The organism is Jidongwangia harbinensis (assembly GCF_020216025.1).
In the GTDB taxonomy this organism is placed as follows: Bacteria; Actinomycetota; Actinomycetes; order Mycobacteriales; family Micromonosporaceae; genus Actinoplanes; species Actinoplanes harbinensis.
Genome location: NZ_JAIWNC010000013.1, coordinates 101,825 through 121,836 on the forward strand (window position 1 = coordinate 101,825; position 20,012 = coordinate 121,836).

22 protein-coding genes and 1 riboswitch are annotated in these 20,012 nt (G+C 74.7%); of the genes, 10 read left to right on the forward strand and 12 right to left on the reverse strand.

Annotation, left to right across the window (positions count from 1 at the left end; genetic code table 11):
- Position 1 precedes the first annotated feature (1 nt).
- On the forward strand, positions 2–1,540 hold the full coding sequence (locus tag LDL48_RS19210) for a glucoamylase family protein (protein WP_225256539.1): 1,539 nt from the start codon (positions 2–4) through the stop codon (positions 1,538–1,540).
- On the opposite strand, the gene mycP is transcribed toward LDL48_RS19210, so the two are convergent.
- Complete coding sequence (gene mycP, locus LDL48_RS19215) at positions 1,519–2,727, reverse strand: type VII secretion-associated serine protease mycosin (RefSeq protein ID WP_225256540.1); 1,209 nt, start codon at positions 2,725–2,727, stop codon at positions 1,519–1,521. The two genes, LDL48_RS19210 and mycP, sit on opposite strands and share 22 nt — an antisense overlap.
- An 84-nt stretch (positions 2,728–2,811) precedes the next feature.
- A riboswitch (adenosylcobalamin (AdoCbl) riboswitch) is annotated at positions 2,812–2,958 on the forward strand.
- Positions 2,959–2,966: 8 nt separating this feature from the next.
- Between mycP and LDL48_RS19220 the strand changes: the two genes are divergently transcribed.
- The 4 genes from LDL48_RS19220 (at position 2,967) to LDL48_RS19235 (ending at position 5,587) form a co-directional block, all read left to right on the forward strand.
- Positions 2,967–3,161 (forward strand): CbtB domain-containing protein, encoded by a 195-nt coding sequence (locus tag LDL48_RS19220; RefSeq protein ID WP_225256541.1) that lies wholly within the window; start codon positions 2,967–2,969, stop codon positions 3,159–3,161.
- Positions 3,152–3,898 (forward strand): CbtA family protein, encoded by a 747-nt coding sequence (locus LDL48_RS19225; protein ID WP_225256542.1) that lies wholly within the window; start codon positions 3,152–3,154, stop codon positions 3,896–3,898. The genes LDL48_RS19220 and LDL48_RS19225 overlap by 10 nt, the downstream gene beginning before the upstream one ends.
- Positions 3,895–4,443: a histidine phosphatase family protein gene (locus LDL48_RS19230; protein ID WP_225256543.1), complete on the forward strand. Its 549-nt coding sequence runs from the start codon at positions 3,895–3,897 to the stop codon at positions 4,441–4,443. Before LDL48_RS19225 ends, LDL48_RS19230 begins: the two co-directional genes overlap by 4 nt.
- A gap of 214 nt (positions 4,444–4,657) precedes the next feature.
- Positions 4,658–5,587 carry an SDR family oxidoreductase gene (locus LDL48_RS19235; protein ID WP_225256544.1) on the forward strand — a complete coding sequence of 310 codons (930 nt, stop codon included), beginning with the start codon at positions 4,658–4,660 and terminating at the stop codon, positions 5,585–5,587.
- A 15-nt stretch (positions 5,588–5,602) separates the two neighbouring features.
- Here LDL48_RS19235 and LDL48_RS19240 read toward each other — a convergent pair whose 3' ends face one another.
- Positions 5,603–6,589, reverse strand: a complete 987-nt coding sequence (locus LDL48_RS19240; RefSeq protein ID WP_225256545.1) for a helix-turn-helix transcriptional regulator — start codon at positions 6,587–6,589, stop codon at positions 5,603–5,605.
- Between the two features lie 126 nt (positions 6,590–6,715).
- Between LDL48_RS19240 and LDL48_RS19245 the strand changes: the two genes are divergently transcribed.
- Positions 6,716–7,177, forward strand: coding sequence for a VOC family protein (locus LDL48_RS19245; protein WP_225256546.1), 462 nt, complete (start codon positions 6,716–6,718; stop codon positions 7,175–7,177).
- A gap of 62 nt (positions 7,178–7,239) precedes the next feature.
- Here LDL48_RS19245 and ybiA read toward each other — a convergent pair whose 3' ends face one another.
- On the reverse strand, positions 7,240–7,824 hold the full coding sequence (ybiA, locus tag LDL48_RS19250) for a riboflavin biosynthesis intermediates N-glycosidase (RefSeq protein WP_372472150.1): 585 nt from the start codon (positions 7,822–7,824) through the stop codon (positions 7,240–7,242).
- A gap of 126 nt (positions 7,825–7,950) precedes the next feature.
- Positions 7,951–8,376 (reverse strand): DUF6069 family protein, encoded by a 426-nt coding sequence (locus LDL48_RS19255; RefSeq protein WP_225256547.1) that lies wholly within the window; start codon positions 8,374–8,376, stop codon positions 7,951–7,953.
- A gap of 131 nt (positions 8,377–8,507) precedes the next feature.
- On the opposite strand from LDL48_RS19255, the gene LDL48_RS19260 reads away from it, so the two are divergent.
- Entirely contained in the window at positions 8,508–9,653 is a 1,146-nt protein-coding gene (locus LDL48_RS19260) for a sensor histidine kinase (protein ID WP_225256548.1), read from the forward strand.
- On the forward strand, positions 9,650–10,303 hold the full coding sequence (locus LDL48_RS19265) for a response regulator (protein WP_225256549.1): 654 nt from the start codon (positions 9,650–9,652) through the stop codon (positions 10,301–10,303). Before LDL48_RS19260 ends, LDL48_RS19265 begins: the two co-directional genes overlap by 4 nt.
- A 16-nt stretch (positions 10,304–10,319) precedes the next feature.
- On the opposite strand, the gene LDL48_RS19270 is transcribed toward LDL48_RS19265, so the two are convergent.
- On the reverse strand, positions 10,320–10,688 hold the full coding sequence (locus LDL48_RS19270; protein ID WP_225256550.1) for a MerR family transcriptional regulator: 369 nt from the start codon (positions 10,686–10,688) through the stop codon (positions 10,320–10,322).
- 103 nt (positions 10,689–10,791) lie between these two features.
- On the opposite strand from LDL48_RS19270, the gene LDL48_RS19275 reads away from it, so the two are divergent.
- Together LDL48_RS19275 and LDL48_RS19280 are read left to right on the forward strand one after the other, a co-directional pair.
- Entirely contained in the window at positions 10,792–11,991 is a 1,200-nt protein-coding gene (locus tag LDL48_RS19275; RefSeq protein WP_225256551.1) for a serine/threonine protein kinase, read from the forward strand.
- A gap of 238 nt (positions 11,992–12,229) precedes the next feature.
- Positions 12,230–12,568 carry an RNA polymerase-binding protein RbpA gene (locus tag LDL48_RS19280; protein ID WP_203939927.1) on the forward strand — a complete coding sequence of 113 codons (339 nt, stop codon included), beginning with the start codon at positions 12,230–12,232 and terminating at the stop codon, positions 12,566–12,568.
- A 61-nt stretch (positions 12,569–12,629) separates the two neighbouring features.
- Here LDL48_RS19280 and LDL48_RS19285 read toward each other — a convergent pair whose 3' ends face one another.
- From LDL48_RS19285 to kamD, 7 genes are all read right to left on the reverse strand, one after another.
- Positions 12,630–13,157 carry an FxsA family protein gene (locus tag LDL48_RS19285; protein ID WP_225256662.1) on the reverse strand — a complete coding sequence of 176 codons (528 nt, stop codon included), beginning with the start codon at positions 13,155–13,157 and terminating at the stop codon, positions 12,630–12,632.
- A gap of 31 nt (positions 13,158–13,188) precedes the next feature.
- Positions 13,189–13,977: a polyprenol monophosphomannose synthase gene (locus LDL48_RS19290; RefSeq protein ID WP_225256552.1), complete on the reverse strand. Its 789-nt coding sequence runs from the start codon at positions 13,975–13,977 to the stop codon at positions 13,189–13,191.
- Positions 13,974–15,572 (reverse strand): apolipoprotein N-acyltransferase, encoded by a 1,599-nt coding sequence (gene lnt / locus LDL48_RS19295; protein WP_225256663.1) that lies wholly within the window; start codon positions 15,570–15,572, stop codon positions 13,974–13,976. Before lnt ends, LDL48_RS19290 begins: the two co-directional genes overlap by 4 nt.
- 465 nt (positions 15,573–16,037) lie before the next feature.
- Positions 16,038–17,279, reverse strand: coding sequence for a glutamate mutase L (locus LDL48_RS19300; protein ID WP_225256553.1), 1,242 nt, complete (start codon positions 17,277–17,279; stop codon positions 16,038–16,040).
- Positions 17,276–17,683 (reverse strand): 3-aminobutyryl-CoA ammonia lyase, encoded by a 408-nt coding sequence (gene kal / locus LDL48_RS19305; protein ID WP_225256554.1) that lies wholly within the window; start codon positions 17,681–17,683, stop codon positions 17,276–17,278. Before kal ends, LDL48_RS19300 begins: the two co-directional genes overlap by 4 nt.
- Complete coding sequence (gene kamE / locus LDL48_RS19310) at positions 17,683–18,459, reverse strand: lysine 5,6-aminomutase subunit beta (RefSeq protein ID WP_225256555.1); 777 nt, start codon at positions 18,457–18,459, stop codon at positions 17,683–17,685. Before kamE ends, kal begins: the two co-directional genes overlap by 1 nt.
- Complete coding sequence (gene kamD, locus LDL48_RS19315; protein ID WP_225256556.1) at positions 18,456–20,012, reverse strand: lysine 5,6-aminomutase subunit alpha; 1,557 nt, start codon at positions 20,010–20,012, stop codon at positions 18,456–18,458. The genes kamE and kamD overlap by 4 nt, the downstream gene beginning before the upstream one ends.

Here is a 20,012-nt window from a genome sequence, read left to right on the forward strand (position 1 = left end):
GATGAGACGTCTGCTCGTACCCCTGATGTCCCTGCTCCTGATCGCCGGCGGCCCGGCCGCCGCACCCGCCGCACCCGCCGCCCCGGCGCTGGCCGGCTACGCCCGCGACACCTGGCGGTCGATGGCGGCGATGACCGACCCCCGCACCGGACTGATCGCCGACTCCGTCCGCGGCGACCTCACCGAACCGTCCGCCTACACCTCACCCACCAACATCGGCGGCTACCTGTGGTCCGCCGTCGCCGCCCGCGACCTCGGCGTCATCTCCCGCACCGAGGCCCGCACCCGGGTGGCGCGGACGCTGCGCACCCTGGCCACCCTCGACCGGCACGCACCCTCCGGCATGTACTACAACTGGTACGACCCGCGCGACGGCACCGTCGTCACCGTGTGGCCCGAGGACGGCGCCGCCGTCACCCCGTTCCTGTCCAGCGTCGACAACGGCTGGCTCGCCGCCGGGCTGCGGGTGGTCCGCGGCGCCATGCCGGACCTGCGCGCCGCGGCCGACGCCCTGCTGACCCCGATGAACTTCGGATTCTTCTTCAACCCCGCCGCCACCAGCCCGATCGGCACCCGCGGCCTGATCCGCGGCGGCTTCTGGGACACCGCACCACCGGGCGGCTGCACGGTGCCGCACCGCGGGGTCTGGTTCACCTGCAACCACTACGACATCACCGTCACCGAACCGCGGATCGCCACCTACCTCGGCATCGCCGCCGGGCAGATCCCGCCGACCGCGTACTTCGACACCATGCGGACCCTGCCGGACACCTGCGACTACGCCTGGCAGGAGATGCGGCCACGCGGCCACCACACCACCCACCTCGGCCGCGACGTGTACGAGGGCTCCTACCGCTACCGCGGCATCACGTTCGTGCCGAGCTGGGGCGGCGACATGTTCGAAGCCCTGATGCCGGACCTGTTCGTGCCCGAAGCGCAGTGGGGACCACGCTCCTGGGGCCGCAACCACCCCGCCACCGTGGCCGCCCAGATCGAACACGGACTGCACGACGCCGGATACGGCTACTGGGGATTCTCGCCGGCCTCCGACCCGGCCGGCGGATACGCCGTGTACGGCGTCGACGCGATGGGCATGGACGCCGACGGCTACCCGTCGGACACCCGGCAGAGCCGCTACGACGCCGGATTCGGCTCCTGCCGCCCACCCGGCCCCGCGCCCGACTACGGCGACGGCGTGGTCACCCCGCACGCGGCGTTCCTCGCCCTGCCGTACGCGAAAGGCCCGGCACTGGCCAACCTGGCCCGGCTGCGCACCGGCTTCGCCGCCTACGGCCCCGGCGGCTTCTACGACGCGGTCAACGTCGGCACCGGCGCGGTCGCCACCCGCTACCTCTCCCTGGACCAGGCGATGATCCTCGGCGCGATCGGCAACCACCTCGCCCGCGACGTCCTCAAACGGGCCTTCGTCACCCCCGACCTGGAACGCGCCCTGCGCCCCCTGCTCGCCCGGGAGACGTTCCACGTGCCCGCACACCAGCCGCTGCCGCAGCTGCGCACTCAACCGGCCCGCACGCCCTGACCCGCCGCCCGCCAGCCCCGCCGCCGTCCCCCGCGCCACACCCCGGCCACCACCACCGCCAGCACCATCCCCGCCACCCCGCCGCCGGCCAGCAGCAACGCCCGCCGCTGCGCCGCGTCCCGCCGCGCCCGCACCGCCACCGCCGCCGGATCGTCGGTGAACACCACCGCCGGCTCCGGCGACCGCTCCCGCAACGGACCCAACGTCTCGGTCAGCGCCCGGTACGGATTCACCACCCCGAACCCGTACTCCGCGCTGCGGCCACCACCCGGCGCCGGATCCGCCGTCGCGAACAACCGCCGCGCCACCTGCTCCGGCGTCGCCCGCGGGAAACGTTCCCGCACCAGCGCCGCCGCCCCCGCCACGAACGGCGCCGCGTAACTCGTCCCGTCCACCGGCCGGTGTCCCGACCCCGGCGCCGCCACGGTCACCCCGGCACCCGGCGCGACCAGATCCACATACCGACCACGCTGGGAGAACTCCGACCGGGTGCCGTCCGCGGCGACCGCGCCCACCCCGATCACCCCCGGATACGCCGCCGGGTACGGCGTCGGATTGCCCTCGCCCGCCCGGTTACCCACCGCCGCCACGACCACCACCCCGGCCGCCACCGCCCGCGCCACCGCCCGCCGCACCCCGGCGTCGTCCGCCGTCATCGCCAACGAGAGGTTGATCACCTGAGCGTCCCCGCCCGCCGGATCCGCCGCCCACACGATGGCCCGCGCGAAGTCCGCCGCCGACCCCTGCGCGCCGACCGCCTCGCCGTCGATCTGCTCCTGCTCACTGATCCGCACCGGCACGATCGTCGCCCCCGGCGCCAGCCCCTGGAACCCGGTACCGTCCACCGCCGCCGCGGCGATCACACTCGCCACCCCGGTGCCGTGCCCCACACAGTCCTCCCGGCCGCCCGGACCGCCCCGCAGGAAGTCCCGGCCCGCCGCCACCCGGCCCCGCAGCTGCGGATGCGCCGCGTCCACACCGGAATCCACCACCGCCACCCGGACCCCGGCACCGGTCGCCAGCGCGGCCAGCGACGGCACGTCGAACCGCCGCACCTCCGCCGGCACCGCGGTCCGCACCGCGGCCGGCGCCGGCGGCCGGTCACACCGCGCCACCCGCGCCTGCGCCGGCACCGCCGGACCCAGCACCGCCAGCACCGCCACCGCCGCGGCCGCACGCACCGCCATCACACCCCCCGGGTCGACGAACCCGGGGGATGCTACTCAACACGCCAGGCCGCGATTGCCCCGCGCGCGGCCCACCGCTAGGTTGTGGGAACCAAACCTGCGGCGTCGTGAGGGAAACCGGTGCAAATCCGGTGCGGTCGCGCCACTGTGAACCGACGCCGACGTCGGTGAGTCAGGACGCTCACGCGTCGCAGCCTGTCGAACGGGACGCGTCATCCCGGTAGGAGGTCTCACCCACCATGCCCAAGGCACACCCGCTGACCACACCCGCCGTCTCCCCCCGGCTGCTGTGGACCGCCCTCACCGTCACCGCCGCGCTGCTGCTCATGGCGTACCTCGTGGTCCTCGACCAGGGCGCCGTCTCGCAGAGCGGCACCTTCCTGCACGAACTCATGCACGACGGCCGGCACCTGCTCGGCGTCCCGTGCCACTGACCGGCCACCCCGCGGCGCCCCGCTACCGCGCCCTGCTGCTGCGCGGCCTGCTCGCCGGCCTGATCGCCGGCCTGCTGGCCGGGGTCTTCGCCTACGCCACCGGCGAACCCCACATCGACGCCGCCATCGCCATCGAGGAACAGGCCGCCGGCACCCACGACCACGGCGGCGACGCCGCGGTCAGCCGCAGCACCCAGCGCGCCGGCCTGCTCCTCGCCACCACCCTGTACGGCATCGCCATGGGCGGGCTCCTCGCCACCGGCTACACCCTGCTGCGCCGGCGGCTCCGCACCACCCACGACACCCGCGCCGCCCTGAGCCTCGCCGGCGCCGCGCTGCTCGGCGCCGTCCTGGTCCCCTACCTCAAATACCCGCCCAACCCGCCCGCCGTCGGCGACCCCGCCACCATCAACCAGCGCACCATCAGCTGGCTCACCATCCTGGTCATCGGACTGGTCGCGGTCTGGGCCGCCGTCGTCGCCGCCCGCTCGGTACCCACCGAATGGGCCCGCGCCGCCGCCGGCACCGGCGCCTTCCTCGCCGTCGTCACGGCCGGCTACCTCCTGCTGCCGGCCGCCGAACCGGCACCCGACGGCTTCCCCGCTGACCTGCTCTGGGACTTCCGGCTCGCGTCCCTCGGCACCCAGGCCGTGCTCTGGACCACCCTCGGACTCGCCTACGCCGGCCTGCTGCACCGCCGCGCCGCCGAACGCGAGGCCGCACCCGCCCACCCGTGAACGGCATCGTCCTGGTCGCCGCCGCACCCACCCCGGCACTGCGCCGCGCCCAGTTCGGCGGCGACCAGGACCTCGACCACGGCGGCACCAACGCCGCCCGCGCACTGCGCGGCACCATCACCGGCCGGCACTGGTACGCCGCACCCACCCGCGCCGCCCGGCAGACCGCCCACGCCCTCGGGCACACCCCCCAGCCCGCACCCGGCCTCGCCGACCCCGACTACGGCACCTGGACCGGCCACACCCTCGACGACCTGACACCCGAACACGCCCACGCCTGGCTCACCGACCCCGGCACCACCCCACCCGGCGGCGAACCCCTCACCGCCGTCATCCACCGCGCCGGCACCTGGCTCGACACCCACACCGACACCCGCGACACCGTCGCCGTCGCCCACCCCACCGTCGTCCGCGCCGCCCTCACCCACGCCCTCGGCCTGCCACCCGACGGCATCTGGCGCCTCGACGTCGCACCCCTGTCCGCCACCCGCCTGCACCACCGGTCCGGCCGCTGGCACCTGCACCTGCCGGCACACCACCCCTGAACCACACGACGCACCCGCAGGTACGGTCGTCGGCGAGCTGGCCGCCTCCATGCGGACGAGCGCACGCCAGGTGTCACCCGTGCCGCACGGCATCGCCAAGGATCGCCTTCCGCCACCACGGCCGGTACCTGTACAACCTCCGCACCATCCCGCGCACCGGAGACCGCCCGGACCACGGGCGCGCAATGTCGTACCCCCCTGACACCATCGGTGGGTGAGCGCCGACCGACCCGACAACGCGCCCCTGACCGGAAAGGTCGCGCTGGTGGCCGGCGCCACCCGCGCCGCCGGCCGGGGCATCGCGGTGGAACTGGGCGCACTGGGCGCCACCGTGTACACCACCGGCCGCAGCACGGCGGCGGCCCGCTCGGAGATGAACCGGCCGGAAACCGTCGAACAGACCGCCGCGGCCGTCACGGCCATCGGCGGCACCGGCATCCCGCTCCGGGTCGACCACAGCGACCCGGCGCAGGTCGCCGGCCTCGTCGCCCGCATCGACGCCGACCACGGCCGCCTCGACATCCTGGTCAACAACGTCTGGGGCGGCGACATGTTCACCGAGTGGGGCAAGCCGATCTGGGAGCACCGCCTCGACCACGGCCTGCGCCTGCTCCACCAGGGCCTCGACACCCACCTGATCACCAGCCATCACGCCCTGCCGCTGCTGATCCGCCGGCCGGGCGGCCTGGTCGTGGAGACGACCGACGGCAAAGCCGGCGTCGACGGCGCCTACCGCGAGTCCGTCTACTACGACCTGGTGAAGGTCTCGTTGATCCGGCTGGCCCAGGCACAGAACGTCGAACTGCGCCCGCACGGCGCCGCCGCGGTCGCCGTGACCCCTGGTTGGCTGCGCTCCGAACGAATGCTGGAGGAGTACGGCGCCACCGAATCCACCTGGCGCGACGGCACCGCGAAGGACCCGCACTTCTGCATGACCGAATCCCCCCGGTACGTCGGACGAGGCGTCGCCGCGCTGGCCGCCGATCCGGACGCCCGACGCTTCGGCGGCCGGACGTTGTCCAGTGCCGACCTGGCCGCCGAGTACGCCGTCGACGACCTCGACGGCACCCGGCCCGACTTCCCGCGCTACTACACGGAGGTCATGGCGCCAGGCCGCCCGGCCGGAGACGCCGGATACCGGTGACCACCGGCTCCCCCGCTACCGACGACCGCGCACCCCGGCGGCCACGGTCCGGGCGAACCGGCCGGCCAGGTGCGCGAACGCCTCGGCGAGCTCGTCCGGGCCGACGACCTCGATGTCCGCGTCGTACCGGGCGACCGCCGCCGCGAGGCTGGGCCAGGACCACGACCCGAGAGAGAGCCGGCACCGGCCGGACCCGATCTCCTCGACCAGGCCCTCACGGGTGAAGCGGGCCACGGTGGCCGCCGGCAGATCAAGGATCACCGTGCCGCGGCACGGCCAGTCCGCCGACCCGCCACCGGAACCACGGAACACCCCGGTGACGTACCCGGCGACGTCGCCACCGGGCACCGCCCGCGGCGTGAACCGCGGCCCGTTCGGCGTGCGCAGACCCATCCGGTCGACCCGGAAGGTACGCCAGTCACCCCGGTCGAGGTCCCACGCGACGAGATACCACCGCCCGTCCCAGGTGACCACGTGGTGCGGCTCGGCCCGGCGCGGCGGCGCCGCACCGTCGGAGCCGTAGTCGAAACGCAGCACCTCCCGGGCGCGCACGGCGGCACTCACGGTCAACAGCACGTCGCCGTCGACCGGATCGGCCGGCCGGGTGGCGGGCCGATCGACCGCCGTCACGTCGAGCGCGTGCACGCGGTGCCGCAACCGCGACGGCATCACCTGCCGGACCGTGGTCAGCGCCCGTTCGGCGTCCTCGGCCAGGCCGCTCCCCCGGGACGTCGCGGCGATCTGCAACGCCACCACCAGAGCGACGGCCTGGTCGTCGTCGAACAACAGCGGCGGCAGCTCGGTGCCCGCGGCGAGCCGGTAACCACCCTCCGGGCCCTTCACCGCGGCGATCGGATAGCCCAGCTCACGGAGCCGGTCGACGTCGCGCCGCACGGTCCGCAGGCTGACGTCCAGCCGCTCGGCCAGCACCGTGCCGGACCAGTCCCGGCGGGTCTGCAGCAACGACAGCAGGGCCAGCAGGCGCGCGGAGGTTTTCGGCATGAACCCGATTCTGCCCGTAGTAGATGCCACACCCTGTCACCTACTGCTGCGAATCTTGATCTCGAGCCGGTCAGCCCGGCATCCCTCCGGACCGGCCGCGTCCGAGCAACCACCAAGGAGAACCGCATGGCCATCACGACCACCACCCACCTGAACTTCCGCGGCGACGCCCGCGCCGCCCTGGAGTTCTACCAGTCGGTGTTCGGCGGCCACCTCACCGTCGTCACGTACGGCGACTTCGGCATGCCGAACGACCTGCCCGGCGCCGACCAGGTCGTCTTCGGCCAGGTCACCGCGGACAACGGCTTCACCGTCATGGCCTACGACGTACCCGGCCACGCCCCCGCCGCGGCGCCGGCCGCGGCCACCACCCGCGAGAACGGCCTGACCCTGACCGGGGAACGGTTCTTCGTCTCCGTGCGCGGCGAGACCGCCGACGAGGTCGGCGCACTCTGGGACAAGCTCGCCGACGGCGCCCAGATCATCGAGAAGTACGGCCCGTCGCAGTGGGCACCCGGCTTCGGGATGCTCACCGACCGGTTCGGCGTCACCTGGATCCTCGACGTCGCCGTGGCCTACGCCGGCTGACCCGCCCCGCTGGTCCGGGGCCGCCGAACCAGGTTGCCCCGGACCCCGCCCACCCGCCGGCGCTACGCCACCCCGGCGCCGTCCACGGTCAGCGCCGCCCGCACCCGCATCAGCGCGAACCCCAGCAGGTTCAGCCCCGGCCACCGCGCCGGATCGGCCGCCCGGGCGTCGTGCGCGGCCAGCCCGATGCCCCAGATCCGGTCCACCGGACTGGCCTCCACCAGAACCCGGTTGCCCGTGCCCAGCAGGTACGCCGCCAGACCGGGATGCTGACCGAACTTCGCCAGGTTCGCCGCCACCACTAGATCGAACCGGTGCGCCCGCCACACCTGCTCGTCGAACGCCCGGATCTCCCGGCCCAGCGCCTTCGCCGCGTTCGGGCTGTCGGCCGCCACGATCCGCGCGGCGATCGACTCGTCACCGAACAGGCGCGCCTTGCCGGCCATCATGCAGTGCTCGGCGGTCGCGTACCGGATCCCGTCGACCACGAACGGCGCCGGCCACCACTGGCTCAGGCATCCCGGGCCGACGGCGCGGTCGGGCGGCGGCCGGTGTCCCCAGAAGAACAGGTAGTTGAGGCGGCCGCGGGCGGCGGCCAGGGCGCGCAGGTCGTTGACGTCGCGCGGCGGGTCGACGATCTCGGACACCCCCGGCAGGGTGCCAGACGCCCGCGCTCAACACCAGGTCAAATGCAGTTCAGGGTGGTCGTTGATTCCTTTTTGGTTTGGGGTGAGTCCGCGCCGAGCGAGGCGGCGCACACCCTGTAGAGCGTCCTAGGATGTTATTTGGGTTCCACTGCGGCACGGCAGGCCGGCGATCAGCGCCACACCGACGGTCAGGTGCAGGCCGAGCAGCGCCATCCGGTCCTGTGGGCCGGCCCCGGCCAGCGGCCCGGCCAGGGACAGCAGGAGCACCACCAGGGCGACGGCGCGGAACACCCGGCCCGGGCGTCGCACGGTGCGTTCCAGCAGCGCCAGCAGGCCCCAGCCGGTCAGGCCCGCGACCAGCGCGGTCAGGGCGACGGCCACCGGGCCGACCCGCTCGGTCGTCGCGCCCGAGCGGACCGCGGGGCCGGCCCCGGCCACCAGGTCGTGCACCGCCCACAGCAGCACGGCACCGGCCGTCGCCGCCGCGACGGTCAGCGCGCGGCCGGTACGCCGGGCGGCCGTACCGCATGGTGTCCTCGTGTCGTTCGTCATGCCGTCGAGGGTCCCGGCCGGGGGCGGTCGGCCACATCGGTCCCGTGGGGCCGCCGGCTCCGTCCCGGGGCGGTCCGGCCACCATCTTTGGAAGGTGTCGGCGCCCGATGACCGTCGGTTAGCCTCGCCCGGTGAACCGCGACCGCCGCACCGGACCCGCCGAGGCGGCCGTGCTGGCCGCGGCGGCCGGCGTGCTGACCGCGGCCACGCTGCTGGGCGTGTGGAGCGACCGGCCGCCCGGCCCGCTGCTCGCACTCGACATCGCGGCCGGTGTGCTGGGCGTGCTGCTGACGCCGGTGCTGCGGTGGCGGCCGGTGACCGCCACCGTGCTGCTCACCGTGCTGGCCGCGGTGTCGCCGGCCGGGACCCCGCCGAGCACGATCGGCGCGTTGCAGGTGGCGCGGCGCCGGGCCTTCCCGGTCGCCGCGGCGGTGTCGGCGGGCGGGGTCGCCGCGCACGCGGTCCAGGGCGCCTGGCGTCCCGGGGGCGGCCTCTGGTACGGCTGGTGGCTGGTCCTGATCACCCTGGGCTACGGCGCGCTGCTCGGCTGGGGCGCGTGGGCGCAGGCCCGCACGGCGCTGATCCGTTCCCTGCACGACCGGGCCCGCCGCGCCGAGGCCGAGCAGGGCCGCCGGGTCGCCGAGGCCCGCATGCTGGAACGCCGCCGGATCGCCCGGGAGATGCACGACGTCCTGGCCCACCGGCTGTCGCTGCTGGCCACGTTCGCCGGTGCCCTGGAGTACCGCCCGGACTCCCCGCCGGAGCAGCTGTCCCGGGCCGCGGGGGTGGTCCGCGACGGCGTGCACCAGGCACTCGACGAACTCCGCGAGGTGATCTCCCTGCTGCGCGACGACGACCCGCCGGACGGTGACGGCAGCCGCCCGCAGCCGGTGCTGGCGGACGTACCCCGGCTGGTCCAGGAATCCCGCGACGCCGGCGTCGTGGTGTCGTTGCGCGAGGCGGTGCGCGAGCCGGCCGAGGCGCCGCCGGCGGTGGCCCGCACCGCGTACCGGGTGATCCAGGAAGGCCTGACCAACGCCCGCAGGCACGCCGCCGGGCAGCCGGTCCGGATCGCCGTGCGCGGCGGGCCCGGCGCCGGCCTGGAGATCGACGTCCGCAACGCGCTGCCGCCGGAGCGGCCCGCACCGGGCGCGGTGTCCGGCGGCGCCGGGCTGGTCGGACTCACCGAACGGGTCCGCCTGACCGGCGGGCACCTGGACCACCAGGCCGTCGCCGGGGAGTTCCGGCTGCACGCGTCGATGCCGTGGCCGGCATGACCGCGCCGGTGCGGGTGCTGGTCGTCGACGACGACGCGCTGGTCCGCGCCGGGCTGACCATGATGCTCGACGGTGCGCCCGGCATCGTCGTGGTCGGCGAGGCCGCCGACGGCGACCAGGTGCCCGCCGTGGTGGACGCCCACGGGCCGGACGTCGTGCTGATGGACCTGCGCATGCCGAGGGTCGACGGCATCACCGCCACCCGCCGCCTGCGGGCCCGGCCGCGGCCGCCGGAGGTCATCGTGCTGACCACGTTCGACACCGACGCGAACATCCTGCACGCGCTGCGCGCCGGGGCCGGCGGATTCCTTCTCAAGGACACCCCGCCGCACCGGATCGCCGAGGCGATCCGGCAGGTCGCGGCCGGCGAACCGATCCTCTCCCCCACGATCACCCGCCGGCTGATGGACCGGACCGCCGGGCAGGCCGACCGGTACGCCCGGGCCCGGGCCGTGCTGGCCACCCTCAGCCCGCGCGAGCACGACGTCGTGGTGGCGATCGGGCAGGGCCGCAACAACGCCGAGATCGCCGCCGCGCTGCACCTCACCCTGGCCACGGTGAAGACCCACGTGTCGCACATCCTGACCAAGCTGGACCTCGGCAACCGCACCCAGATCGCGCTGCTCGCCCACGACGCCGGCCTCGCCTGACCGCCGGGGCGGCGGGTTACCGGCGGTCCAGGTCGCACTCCCGGACCGGGTCGCCGGCCGCCGCGATGATCGAGTCCAGCCGGTCCCGGGTGCTGGTGAGGTCGTCGATCTGGGCGGTGATCCGGTCGCGCTCGGCGGCCAGCTGGGCGAGCATCGTCTCGGTGGCCACTCCGGTGTACACGCACGGGAGCAGCCCGGTCACGGCCCTGCTGTTGAGCCCGGCGGCGAACAGCGCCTGGATCCACTTCACCCGGTCCACCGCGTCCGGACGGTAGTGCCGCTGGCCGCTGGCACTGCGGTCGGACGCCAGCAGTCCCTGCTCCTCGTAGTAGCGCAGGGCGCGCGGGCTCACCCCGGCCGCGGCCGCCACCTCACCGATCCGCATCGCCACTCCCTCACGTGCCGTTGACGCCAACGTCAGATCAAGCGTAGCGGCCGTCGGCGCGCCGCCACCGGTGCGGCCGGACACCGGATTAGTGTGCGGAGCCGTGGATCAGCAGGCACCGCCGGAGACCCGCCCGTGCGCCCACTGCGGACGCCCGGTGCCGCAGCGGGCCGCCGCCGGGCGCCCGTTCCGCTACTGCCGGGACAACGACGGCGAATGCCAGCGGGCGTCGCGCAACGTCCGGATGCGGCACCGCTCCTCCCCCGGCCTGGCCGGGCACGTGGCCCGCACCTGGGAGGCCGTGGACCGGCTGGACCAGCTGGTCGGCACGCTGACCGAGGCGCTGCACTCGGAGATGTCGCCGGCCGGCGTGGAACGGCAGGTGGCCGAGGTCCGCGCGGAGACGTCCCGGCAGATCGCCGCCGCACACACCGAGCGCGACGAGGCCCGCCGCGACGCCGACCACGCGGCCGGTGCCGCGGCCGCCGCCACCCAGCTGGCCGAGGCCGCCACCGCCGAGCGGGACGAGGCCCGGCAGGCCGCCGAGGCCGCGCGGCGCGCCGCCGACACCGCCGCGCACGACGCCCGGCAGGCCACCGCCGCCCGCGACGAGGCGCAGCGGGCGGCCAGCGCCGCCGCGGCGCTGCGGGCCCAGGCCGAGGCGGACCGGGACGCGGCCCGCGCCGACGCCGCCGAACTGCGGCACGAGCTCGAGTCGGCCCGGCGGGCCGAGACCGCCGCCCGGCGCGACGCCGAGGCCGCGCGGCGGGCGGCGGACACCGCCCTGGCCGGCCAGCAGCAGGCCGAACGGCAACGCGACGAATCGCGCGCCGAGGCGGTCCAGGCGTCCCGCGACGCCGCCGCCGCCCGGGCGGAGACGCAGGCGGTCCGCGCCGAGGCGGCCGAGGCCGCGCAGGCGGTGCACGCGGAGGCGGCCGAGGCCGCGCAGGCCGCCCGCGCGGAGGCGGCCGAGGCCGGGCAGGCGGCGCGGCAGGCCCGGGACCAGGCCGAGGCCGCCCGCGCCGAGGCGTCCCGGGCCGCTGCGGACCGGGACGCGGCCCGGCGGACGGCGGACGAGCGGGAACGGGCGGCGGCCCGGGCCGCCGACGAGCTGGCCGCGGCCCGGGAGGCGGCCGCGCGGGACGCCGCCGACCTGGACCGGCGGCTGGCCGCGGCGCGGGCCGACGCGGCGGCCGCGCAGGACCGGGTGGCACAATTGTCCGCGCAGGTGAGCGACCTGGCGTCCGCGCTGGCCTCGCTCGGGCCGGGCAGGCTACCGGCGCAGCCGGACGGAAATCGATGATCACACAGGTGGCGTGACCTATATCGCAGGATGTGGAGACACTCAAACGGTCGTAAAGTGGACCAAGGTCCACTTCGAGACCATTGCGTGCTGACAGGTAAGGCCCGCGGGCGGCTACGCTCGTAGCGTTAACACCCACGACACACGATGACGCCACAACGTGCGGCTCGCTGGAATCCGGCGACCGTTCCTTTCGTTACACCAACGAGAGCAGCACCACGACCGAGGGGAAGCCATCATGGGCGAGCGCATGCTGCGCGGCAGCCGTCTAGGCGCAGTCAGCTACGAGTCCGACCGCAACACGGAGCTGGCGCCCCGACAGACCCGCGAGTACCTGTGCGTCAAGGGCCACCAGTTCGAGGTGCCGTTCGCCGTCGACGCCGAGGTCCCGATGACCTGGGAATGCAAGTTCGACGGCAGCGTCGCCCGGCTGGTCGACGGCAACGAGCCGGAGCAGAAGAAGGCCAAGCCGCCGCGTACCCACTGGGACATGCTGCTGGAGCGGCGTTCGATCTCGGAGCTCGAGGACATCCTCAACGAGCGGCTCCAGGAGGTCAGGACCCGCCGGGGTCGCTGACCCGCAGCACCACAGCGACGCCGTCACCGCGCCAGCGGCGACGGCGTCTTGCTGTGCCGGATCAGCGGACGATCTCGCCCTCCACGACCTCGCCCTCGATCTGGGCGGGTGCGGCCACCGCCGGCTCGTCCGCGGTGGCCGTGGCGGTCGTGGTGGTCGGCGTGCCGCGCTTCACGCGAACCCGCCGGGGTCCGAACAGGTCGCCGGCCACCGCGGACGGCACCCGCCGCTCGGTGGCCCGTTCCACGCCCCGCCGGGCGAGCCCCCGCGTCGGCGGAGTGATCAGCAGCAGGCCGGCCGCGGCCGACAGGAAACCCGGCGAGGCCAGCAGCAGCGCACCCAGCAACCCGACCAGCGAGTTGCTGACCTGCGGGCCGGGCGGGCGGCCCGACTCGGCGGCGGCCCGGAAGGCCCGCCACCCGCGGATGCCCTCGCGGCGCAGCAGCGCCAGACCGGCGAGGCTGGTGACGGCCAGCAGCAGGATCGACCAGAGCGCCCCGATGGCCTGCACCACCGCGACGAAGACGGCGATCTCGGCCACCGCGAGCAGCAGCATGCCGATCGGAAGGAGAGCCAGGCCCCGGCGCATCATGCTTCCAGCATGACACGCCCGCGCCGGGTCACGGCCAGGTGGAACCCTGCCGCCGCTTGCCCAGCCGGGCCAGCAGCGAGTCCCGGCGCGCCTGCACGCCCCACACCGTGACCCGCAGCAGCTGCTCACGGAAGATGTTGGAGCTCATCTTGCTGGCGCCGCGTTCGCGCTCGGTGAACGTGATCGGCACCTCGACCACCCGGAACCCGTGGCGGTGCGCCCGCCAGGCCAGCTCCACCTGGAACGAATAGCCCTGCGACGCGACCGTGGCGACGTCGATGCGGTCCAGCACCGACATCCGGTACGCCCGGTAGCCGCCGGTGGCGTCCTTGAACGGCATCCCCAGCGCCATCCGGATGTACAGGTTGCCGCCGCGCGACAGCACCAGCCGGTGCAGCGGCCAGTTGTGCACCGAACCACCCGGAACGTACCGGGTGCCCAGCACCGCGTCGTTGACCCGCAGCGCGTCGAGCAGCTTGGTCAGCTCCTCGGGGGCGTGCGAGCCGTCCGCGTCCATCTCCACGACCGCGTCGTAACCCTTGTCCTTCGCCCAGGCGAAGCCGGCCACGTACGCCGCACCGAGGCCCTCCTTGCCGGGGCGGTGCAGCACGAAGATGTGATCGTCCGCGGCGGCCAGCTCGTCGGCGATGGTGCCGGTGCCGTCGGGCGAATTGTCATCGGCGACGAGGATGTCGACGGACGGTACGGCCCGGCGCACCCGGTCCGTGATGAGCCGGATGTTCTCCGCCTCGTTGTAGGTCGGGATGATCACGAGGACTCGACCGATCCCCGGATATCCTTCCTCCGCCTCGCTCACCGTGCATCCTCCGAAGTGGTCATCGCGGGGGCGGTGCCGGCACGCCGGCGGCGCAGCGGCAGCGCCCCGATCAGGGCGATGGCGGCGAGGGCGAGCGCCGCCATCTCGGGCCAGTGGCCCAGGCGAGTCGATAGCGTACGCGTTCCCCCGAGGTGCATCTCACGCACTACCACCGCATCGACGTTGAAGCCGGTCGAAGCACGCACATCACCCGCCGTGCCGACGAACGCGGAGACCCCGACGGTCGACACCATCAGCGCCTCGCGGCCGTGCTCGACCGCCCGCAGCCGCACCATGGCGAGCTGCTGGCGGGCCTCGGCCTCGTTGAAGGTGGCGTTGTTCGTCTGCACCGCGAGGATCTGCGCGCCGCCGGTCACGGTGTCCCGGACGATGTCGTCGTAGGCCACCTCGAAACAGATCACGTCGCCGACGGTGACCGGGCCGGCCCGCACCACCCCCGGGGTCCGCCCGGCGACCATGGTCTTCACCAGGTCGGCCTTCTCGCTGACCAGCCGCGCGACCGGGCGCAGCGGCATGTACTCGGCGAACGGCACCGGGTGCCGCTTGACGTAGAGCTGATCCAGGTCGGGGCCGGTGACCGGATGCCACAGGATGCCCGCGTTGCGGATCTCACCCGGGACGTCGCTGCGCAGCACCGTGCCGACCAGGATCGGCACGCCGATCGCCCGGGCCGCCGCCGCGATCCGCTGCGCGCCGTCCTGATTGCGGATCGGGTCGATGTCGCTGCTGTTCTCCGGCCACACCACCAGATCCGGCTGCGGCCGGCGGCCCGCCGCGACGTCCGCGGCCAGGGCCTGGGTGGCCCGCACGTGGTTGTCCAGCACGGCCAGGCGCTGGGCGTTGAAGTCCAGGCCGAGGCGCGGCACGTTGCCCTGCACGATGGCCACGGTGCTGGTGGCGGCGCCGGGCGCGGCCACCGGCACGGCCAGCGGCCCGGCCACCAGCACGCCACCGGCCAGCAGGTAGCCCAGCACGGCCGGTCCGGGCCGGCGGCGCCAGAACAGCGCCACCAGCACCCCGCCGGCGGCGGCCACCGCGAACGTCACCAGCGGCGCGCCGCCGTACGCGGCCAGCCGCAACGACGGCGCGTCGCCCTGCGCGAACGCCAGCCGCCCCCACGGGAACCCGCCGAACGGCGCCCGGTCCCGGACCGCCTCCTGCGCCACCCAGAGCAGCCCGGTCAGCAGCGGCCACAGCCCGCGCCACCGGTCGACCAGCGGCGACAGCCAGGCCGCCGTCACACCGGCCAGCGCCAGCACGACGGCCTGCGCGCCGGACAGCAGCACCCACGGCAGCCAGCCGGCGGCGATCCGGGTCCACTCCAGCAGCGGCACGAACAGCACCAGCCCGGCGACCACGCCGACGGCCAGGCCACCGCGCAGCCGCCGCCGGTGCGCCGCCGCGGCCAGCAGGGCCACCCCGGCGGGGGCGAGGAACCACAGATCGTACGGCGGCAACGACGCCAGCAGGGCGGCACCGGCGAGCGCGGCGAGCAGCAGCGCGACGCCCCGCCGCAGCGGCTGCGGGCCGGTGGCCGGGGCCACGGCACTCGGTGCCGGAGTCTGCAGCGTCATTTCCACCCGCGGAAGGCTACCTGGCGGCGGTCACGAACAGATCGCGGGTGTGAGCAGCGGAAACGGAACCGGGGCGTGGCCTGTGCGGCCACGCCCCGATTGCATTCCTGGTCCCGCTGCGGCCCGGTGGAGCAGACGGATGAACGAACACCTTCGGACCGACGCGCCACGGGCTGGCTGCCCCCGCCGTGCCGTTGTCTACTGGCGCTGTTCATCTGCTGACCACTGAAGGAGCGCGGCCGGTCCGCGCCGCCCCGCCGACCCCCACCCCCTGGACCTGGCGTGCACCGCCGACCCGATCGGGTCGGCCGCGCGGCCAGTGGGCGAAGGAACGAAGCGAACAAGGCCACTTCCCGCTGAAGGACCCCACGACGGTACGTGGCACCCCCGGCCGCCTGTCAACCGCCCCACCCACCCCTGGGCGTGTCGCGTCCTTCGGCGTGTCATCCGGTGTACCCGATCGGGCTACCCGAAGTTCACCAGCTCGGCCGCCACCGCGGGATGGTCCGTGGCGAGCAGGCCGGCGGCGGCCAGCACGTACTCGGTGTCGATCATCCGACGGGCCGCGGTCGGCGCGGCCCACCCGCCGGCCGTGTCACCCAGCACCGCGTCCAGCACCGCGTCGCCGCCGCCGTGGCGCAGCACCCCGCCGGAACCGACCACCAGCCGCACGTCCCGCAGATCACGGCCCCCGGTACGGGGCAGCCCCGGGCCCGGCGCGTGACCCCGTGCGTGGCGGCGCAGCGCGACGGTCGCGGCCAGCGCGGCCAGCCGCCGGTCGGTGACCGACCCGGCGGTGTCCAACTTTTCCGCGGCCGCGGCGGCCAGGGTGCCGGCCGCGCCGGCCGCGACGCCGAGGTCGCCCTCCACGGTGCGCGACCTCCACAGCGTCCCCGCCACGTCCCGGTTCGGACCAGCCTCCGCCTCGGCGTCCGGGACCAGCGCCGAGTACACGTCCGTGGTGGCGCCGCCGACGTCGACCACCAGCACGCCCGCGCCCAGCCGGTCGGCCAGCACCTCCACGCCGGCCAGCACCGCGTCCGGGGTGGCGGAGCGCACCAGCGACCGGAACCGGGCACCCCGGGACAGCCGCTTGCCGCCGATCACGTGCCGCAGGAACACCTCGCGGATCGCCGCGCGCGCCGGGCCGGGATCGAGCACGCCGATCCGCGGCAGCACGTTGCCCGCCACGGTCACCGCCACACCGCGGGCGGTCAGCCGGCCGGCCGCCGCCGCGCGGGCGTCGGCGTTGCCGGCCACCACCACCGGCACCCGCAGCCGGGCCGAGGCCAGCCGTCCGGCGTTGTGCACCAGCACCTCCGCGTCGCCGCCGTCGGTCCCGCCGACCAGCAGGATCACGTCCGGGCGCGCGGCACGCAGCGCGGTCACCGCCGCGGTGTCCAGCGGACCCGCCGCCACGTGCACCACCTGCGCACCCGCGGACAACCCGACCCGGTGCCCGGCCTCCGCGGTGACCAGCGACTCGTAGCCGACCACCGCCAGCCGCAGCCCGCCACCGGCGGACGAGCAGACGTACAGCTCGCCGGTGCCGCCCAGCGCGGCGACCGCGGCATCCAGACCGGTCAGCACGTCGGTGCCCGCGGTGGTCGGCACCTCGGCCCGGCGCACCAGCCGGGCGCCGGCCAGATCGATCAGGCACGCCTTGGTGTAGGTGGAACCGACGTCGACGCAGACCGCGGTGGTCAACCGTGACGTCCGGTCTCGGGTGCGGCGGAGAGGCCGGACGGGGGGCGCGGCGGGACCACGACGGTGCCCGTGGCGGTCACCGCGACGATCGGCTCGGGCAGCACCCGTGCCCCCGAACCGCCGGTGCCACGGCACACCACGGCGCAGGTGAAGTCGACGGTGCGGCTGCGGGTACCCATCCGGGTCACCGTCGCGGTCACCTCCAGCACGTCACCGGCCTGCACCGGCGCCCGGAACTGCACGTCGGAGTAGGACGCGAACAGCCCCTCGTCACCGTCCAGCCGGATGCACACCTCGGTGGCGACGTCACCGAACAACCCCAGCGAGTACGCGCCGTCGACCAGGTTCCCGGCGTAGTGCGCGTGCGCGTACGGCACGTAGCGGCGGTGCACAACAGTGATCATTAATTGCCTTCAGTCCGTTCAGGGGTGGCGGCGGGGCGGTTGGACGGGCGGTCCTCCAGAATCGCGTGCACCAGATAGGAGGCCACCTCGCGCGGCGTGGTGCCCCGGCCGAAGATCCGGTCCACCCCCAGCTCCCCCGCCATCAGCTCGTCGAACCGCGGGCCGCCCACGATCAGCAGCGGTCGCCGGCCGGCCGGCATCGCCTCCCGGAACGCCGCCGACATCGCCCGGGTGTTCTGCAGATGCGCGTCGCGCTGCGTCACCACCTGCGACACCAGCACGGCGTCCGCCCTGCGCGCCCGCGCGGTCTCCACCAGATCCGGTACGGACACCTGCGCACCCATGTTCGTCACGGCCAGCTCCGCGTACGACTCCAGGCCCTTCTCCCCCGCGATGCCCTTGAGGTTGAGGATGGCGTCGATGCCGACGGTGTGCGCGTCGGTGCCGATGCACGCACCCACCACCGACAGCGGGCGCCGCAGCCGCCGCCGGATCACCGCGTTGATCTCCTTGGCGCCGAGCAGCGGGAAGTCCCGCTCCACCACCTGCACCTGCGCGGTGTCGACCAGGTGGCTGACCCGGCCGTAGACCACGAAGAAGGTGAACCCGTCACCCATCTGCCTCGCGTGCACCAGCATCGCCGGGTCCATGCCCATCTTCCCGGCCAGCTGCAGCGCGGCACCCTCGGCCCGCTTGTCGTGCGGCACCGGCAGCGTGAACGACAGCTGCACCATGCCGTCACCGGTGGTGTCCCCGTAGGGCCGGACGATACTCATGGCTTCTCCAGCACCTCCGTCACCGGGTTGAAGTAGTCCCCGGCCTGCTTCGCGACGCCGTCCAGGCCCTTGCCGCGGTCGGCCGGCCGCTTCATGATCCCGAAGGTGCCGTCCGCGATCGCGTTCAGCAGGCCGTCGTCGACGATCCGGGCCAGCAGCTCCACCGCCTCGCCCAGCACGCCGTGCGCGCGCTGCCGGATGAACCCGCCCGGCGCCGGCACGAAGTCCTCGTGCAGCTTCCCGGCGCCGTTCAGCACGTACCGCACGTTCTGCAGGGCGATGTCGCGGTCGGACAGCCACGGCGTCACCACCGCCTCGGTCATCATCCCGACCAGCAGGATGCCCTGCCCGGTGAGCGCGCCGGCCAGGTTGAAGAAGCCGTCCAGCAGGTTGCCGCGGAACACGTCACCGGTCATGTGCTTGGTCGGCGGCATCCACTTCAGCGGCGCGTCCGGGAACAGCTCCCGGGCCAGCAGCGCGTGCGCCAGTTCCATCCGGAACGACTCCGGCAGCTCCGGGTTGATCTCGAACGCGTGACCCAGCCCCAGCTGCCAGTCGGCCAGCCCGGCCTCGTGCGCGAAGAACTCGTTGAGCAACTGCGACACCGTCACCGTGTGCGCCGCCTCGACCGCGTCCGCGGTGGTCAGGTAGTTGTCCTCACCGGTGTTGATGATGATCCCGGCGCGGGCGTGCACCTGCCGGCTGAACCGCTGGTCGACGAACGTGCGGACCGGGTTGATGTCGCGGAACAGGATGCCGTACATGGAGTCGTTGAGCATCATGTCCAGGCGCTCCAGCCCGGCCATCACCGCCATCTCCGGCATGCACAGCCCGCTCGCGTAGTTGGTCAGCCGCACGTAGCGGCCCACCTCCCGGGACACGTCGTCCAGCGCGGCCCGCATCAGCCGGAAGTTCTCCTGCGTCGCGTACGTCCCGGCGAACCCCTCCCGGGTCGCGCCCTCCGGCACGTAGTCCAGCAGCGACTGCCCGGTCGACCGGATCACCGCGATCACGTCCGCACCGGCCCGCGCCGCCGCCTGCGCCTGCGGGATGTCCTCGTAGATGTCGCCGGTCGCCACGATCAGATAGATCCACGGCCGCTGCGCGGGGTCACCGAGCCGCCTGATCAGCCGGTCCCGTTCGGCGCGCCGCCGGTCCACCGCCTTCAGGCCCGCCCCGGTCGCCCGGCGGGCGGCCCGCCGGGCCGCGGTGACCTCGGCCCGCGACGAGGGTACGGCGAACCGCACCGCCCCGGCCGCCGCCTTCTGCGCCAGCACCGTCACGTCGTCCACGCCCTGGGTCAGCATCGCGTGGAACGCCGGCGCCGCCACACCGTGCTCCAGGCCGACGTCCGCGCGGACCGCGTCGACCAGCCGGTTCACCCACGGGATGCCGTCGGAGTCCGCACCGCGCACCCCGGCCAGGCGCAGCACCGCCCGCTCCACCGACACGGTGGTGTGCGACCGCGCCAGATCGACGACCGGCTGACCCGCCCGGGCGGCGAGCTCCCGCGCCCGCCGCACCACCCGCGGGTCCAGACCCAACTTCGGCAC

Bases quoted from the DNA above. Each gene is read 5' to 3' on its own strand.
- LDL48_RS19220 (WP_225256541.1), top strand. From the start codon at position 2,967: ATGCCCAAGGCACACCCGCTGACCACACCCGCCGTCTCCCCCCGGCTG.
- kal (WP_225256554.1), bottom strand. From the start codon at position 17,683: ATGATCACTGTTGTGCACCGCCGCTACGTGCCGTACGCGCACGCGCAC.
- LDL48_RS19245 (WP_225256546.1), top strand. From the start codon at position 6,716: ATGGCCATCACGACCACCACCCACCTGAACTTCCGCGGCGACGCCCGC.
- LDL48_RS19210 (WP_225256539.1), top strand. From the start codon at position 2: ATGAGACGTCTGCTCGTACCCCTGATGTCCCTGCTCCTGATCGCCGGC.
- LDL48_RS19280 (WP_203939927.1), top strand. From the start codon at position 12,230: ATGGGCGAGCGCATGCTGCGCGGCAGCCGTCTAGGCGCAGTCAGCTAC.
- LDL48_RS19240 (WP_225256545.1), bottom strand. From the start codon at position 6,589: ATGCCGAAAACCTCCGCGCGCCTGCTGGCCCTGCTGTCGTTGCTGCAG.
- kamE (WP_225256555.1), bottom strand. From the start codon at position 18,459: ATGAGTATCGTCCGGCCCTACGGGGACACCACCGGTGACGGCATGGTG.
- lnt (WP_225256663.1), bottom strand. From the start codon at position 15,572: ATGACGCTGCAGACTCCGGCACCGAGTGCCGTGGCCCCGGCCACCGGC.
- LDL48_RS19255 (WP_225256547.1), bottom strand. From the start codon at position 8,376: ATGACGAACGACACGAGGACACCATGCGGTACGGCCGCCCGGCGTACC.
- mycP (WP_225256540.1), bottom strand. From the start codon at position 2,727: ATGGCGGTGCGTGCGGCCGCGGCGGTGGCGGTGCTGGCGGTGCTGGGT.
- LDL48_RS19265 (WP_225256549.1), top strand. From the start codon at position 9,650: ATGACCGCGCCGGTGCGGGTGCTGGTCGTCGACGACGACGCGCTGGTC.
- LDL48_RS19270 (WP_225256550.1), bottom strand. From the start codon at position 10,688: ATGCGGATCGGTGAGGTGGCGGCCGCGGCCGGGGTGAGCCCGCGCGCC.
- LDL48_RS19285 (WP_225256662.1), bottom strand. From the start codon at position 13,157: ATGCGCCGGGGCCTGGCTCTCCTTCCGATCGGCATGCTGCTGCTCGCG.